The organism is Luteibacter sp. P4_E6, assembly GCF_056401535.1.
In genome coordinates this window covers 1-2,929 of the sequence record NZ_JBFUJE010000490.1, presented here as the reverse complement: position 1 = coordinate 2,929, position 2,929 = coordinate 1, and the positions used below count along the sequence as shown (strand labels likewise).

General features: G+C 62.9%; 3 protein-coding genes. 2 read left to right on the top strand and 1 reads right to left on the bottom strand.

Going from position 1 to position 2,929, the window contains the following annotated elements; genetic code table 11:
• A partial coding sequence (locus AC1DT2_RS19680) for an FAD-dependent oxidoreductase (RefSeq protein WP_477298161.1) occupies nucleotides 1-691 on the bottom strand: 691 nt, incomplete at its 3' end.
• A 134-nt stretch (nucleotides 692-825) separates the two neighbouring features.
• Between AC1DT2_RS19680 and AC1DT2_RS19675 the strand changes: the two genes are divergently transcribed.
• Nucleotides 826-1,917: an alpha/beta fold hydrolase gene (locus AC1DT2_RS19675; RefSeq protein ID WP_477298160.1), complete on the top strand. Its 1,092-nt coding sequence runs from the start codon at nucleotides 826-828 to the stop codon at nucleotides 1,915-1,917.
• Nucleotides 1,918-2,067: 150 nt separating this feature from the next.
• The gene (locus AC1DT2_RS19670; RefSeq protein ID WP_477298159.1) at nucleotides 2,068-2,817 is read left to right on the top strand and encodes an EAL domain-containing protein; all 750 of its coding nucleotides are present in this window, start codon (nucleotides 2,068-2,070) and stop codon (nucleotides 2,815-2,817) included.
• Nucleotides 2,818-2,929: the final 112 nt, after the last annotated feature.

Genomic DNA, 2,929 nt, shown 5'->3' with positions numbered 1-2,929 from the left:
GTACGCCCAGCGCCGTCAGTGCTGTCGTGAGGGCGCTCGAGATTTCGGCGTCAATGAAGGGAAGCAGTGACGACCGACCGTCGACAAGATGCACGGTGGTGCCGAGCGCGCAGAATGTCGACGCATACTCGCAGCCGATGACGCCGGCGCCGACGATCACCAGCACGTGCGGCACGGACTCGATGTTGAGGATCTCGTCGGAGTCGTGCACGTGGGGATGTTCGAAAGGAAATTCGGCAGGCCGGAACGGCGACGAGCCCGTGGCAATGAGGATGATGCCGCCTTGCACCAGCTCGGTTTCATTTCCCGGGCCTGTCACGCATACCGTGTTCGCATCAACGAAGGCTCCCGATCCGACGCGTCGCTGGACGGCCAGACCATCCAGACGGTGACCCACGCGCCTGTGCTCGCCCAGCATCACGTTATCGCGATGGTGTGTGAAATCCGCGATCGTGGCTTCGCGTCGAAGCGACAGATCGACGCCATAGAGGCGGCGGGAACGGATGCCCGAAAGCGCCAGGGCGGTTTCGCGCAAGGTCTTGCTCGGGATCGTGCCGGTGTTGATGCCCGCACCACCGACCTGCGTCTCCCTCTCGATCAGGAGCGTACGCGCGCCCATGAATCCGGCGGCCACCGCGCCGCTGATGCCGGCAGGACCGGCCCCAATCACTACTACATCGAAGGTTTCCACAGGCGTCGTCACCGGTGCATAGAAGGAGTTGCGTCGATCATACGCGGGCGGGTTCGGGCCTGCTGTGTGCGGTCCGGTGAGACACGCTATATTCCATCGAGATGGCGTATCCGCCATTGACAGGGGAGTGGACTGTGACGAGATTCATCGCGCTGGCTCTGGGGCTGGCAGCTGTTCTATGGGCACCACTCTCGGTTTCCGCGGATGCGCTTGCAGGGCATTCGACGCGCGATGCAAGCCTTTCGCCTTCGTGCAAGGGCAAGCCGGCCAAAGTCGACGATTCGGGCTTTGTCACTATCGGAGGCATCGAACAGTGGGTAACGGCCAAGGGCGACAGCTGCGCCAACCCTGTCCTTCTCTTCATCAGCGGTGGACCCGGTAATCCCCTCAGCGGCCTCTCCGACAGCATCTACGGCGCGGGCGAACGCGACTTCATCGTCGTCCAGTGGGACCAGCGCGGATCGGGCATGACCTATGGCCGGAGCCCGCCGGCATCGGACGAGAAACTGACGATCGAAAGGATGGCGCAGGACGGCAACGAACTTGCCGCCTATCTGGCCAGGAAGTATGGCAAGCGGAAGGTCATCTTGTGGGGCAGTTCCTGGGGCTCGATCCTTGCCGTTTACATGGTCAAGGCGCATCCGGAGTTGTTCTACGCGTACGTGGGTACGTCGCAGGTCGTCAACTCCGTGGAAGCCCAGGCTGCGAGCTACAGGAAGCTCCTGGCGCTCGCCACCAGCGCGAATGACAAGGACTCCCTTGCCGTGCTCGAGCAGGTCGGGTTACCGCCGTGGACCGACCCGCGTAGCTTCGGCAAGGTGCGCCGGGTGATTCGCAAGTACGAAGCCAAGGTCACGTTGCCGCCGCCCGAGAGCTGGCACCGAGCACCGGCCTACACAACGGCAAAAGCCGAAGCCGACTACGAAGCCGGCGAAGACTACTCATTCATGAATTTCGTCGGGATGCACGGCGACGGCATGCTGTCGCAGGTGGACCTGCCGAAGCTGGGGTTGGACTTCACCATTCCGGTGTTCTTTGTCGAAGGTGCGCATGACCTCCTGGCACCGCCGGAGCTGGCCCGCCGGTATTACGAGAGCATCAAGGCACCGGCGAAGGGCTTCGTGCTGCTTGAGCATTCAGGGCACGATCCGAACCAGGAAGTCGTGGACGCTGAGTACAAGGTGCTACGCGAGAAGGTTCTGCCACTGGCGCAAGATAAAAAGTAACGAGGCGAAACGTCGAGGCGCTCATCACGCCGCCCCATGGCAAAGGCGGCATGATGGGCCCAGACCGGTCCCGTGGGGCCCAGGCATGCGGCGCTCAGCTGGCTGCCCGGGCAGGGACCTTGGGTGGCTCGMGGGACTTTGGAGGGTGCGATGGGTGAGCGGGACTCGTGCGTTGCATGTCGTCATGGCGAAGCCTTCGCCGGTGCCATCACGATGGCGTTCCAGCCCATCGTGGACGCTGCCGAGCGAACGGTTTTCGCCCATGAGGCACTGGTTCGTGGAGCGGACGGTGCGTCCGCGGCGGATGTCCTCTCCGCGGTCGATGAGAACAACCAATATGCTTTCGACCAGAAGTGCAGGGTGAGGGCGCTGGAGTGTGCCGTTGAGGCCGAGCTGCCCTCGATGGTCTCGATCAACTTTCTTCCTAACGCCGTGTACATCCCCGAGCATTGCCTGCGCACGACGCTGGCTGCGGCGCAGCGGCTGAACTGGCCGCTGTCGCGCATCATTTTCGAGGTGACCGAACACGAGGCCATCATCGATCATCGCCACCTGCTCTCGATCCTGCAGAGTTACCGAGCACACGGATTTCTCACGGCAATCGATGACTTTGGTGCCGGCTACGCAGGGCTGAACCTGCTGGCGGACTTCCAGCCTGACCTGCTGAAGCTGGATATCGGCCTTATCCGCTCGATCGATACGGACAAGGTGCGTCAACGCATCGTGCGGCACGTAAGCCAGTTATGCGAAGACCTTGGCGTGCGCGTGATCGGCGAGGGCGTGGAGACGGCCGATGAGTCCTCGGCGTTACTGGACCTTGGGGTAGTGCTGCAACAGGGCTTCCTGTTCGCCAGGCCCGTTACGGGTAAAGCCACCGCGCCCGGCTTTCCTGCCCGATGAAGCGCTTCGGTTGCATGGCCATGATCGCGGTCGCACTGGGGCTCACCGCGTGCTATCCCGTGCGCGACACGTCACGTCCTCCGGCGGTACGTCTCGTGAGGGCTCCAGAGAC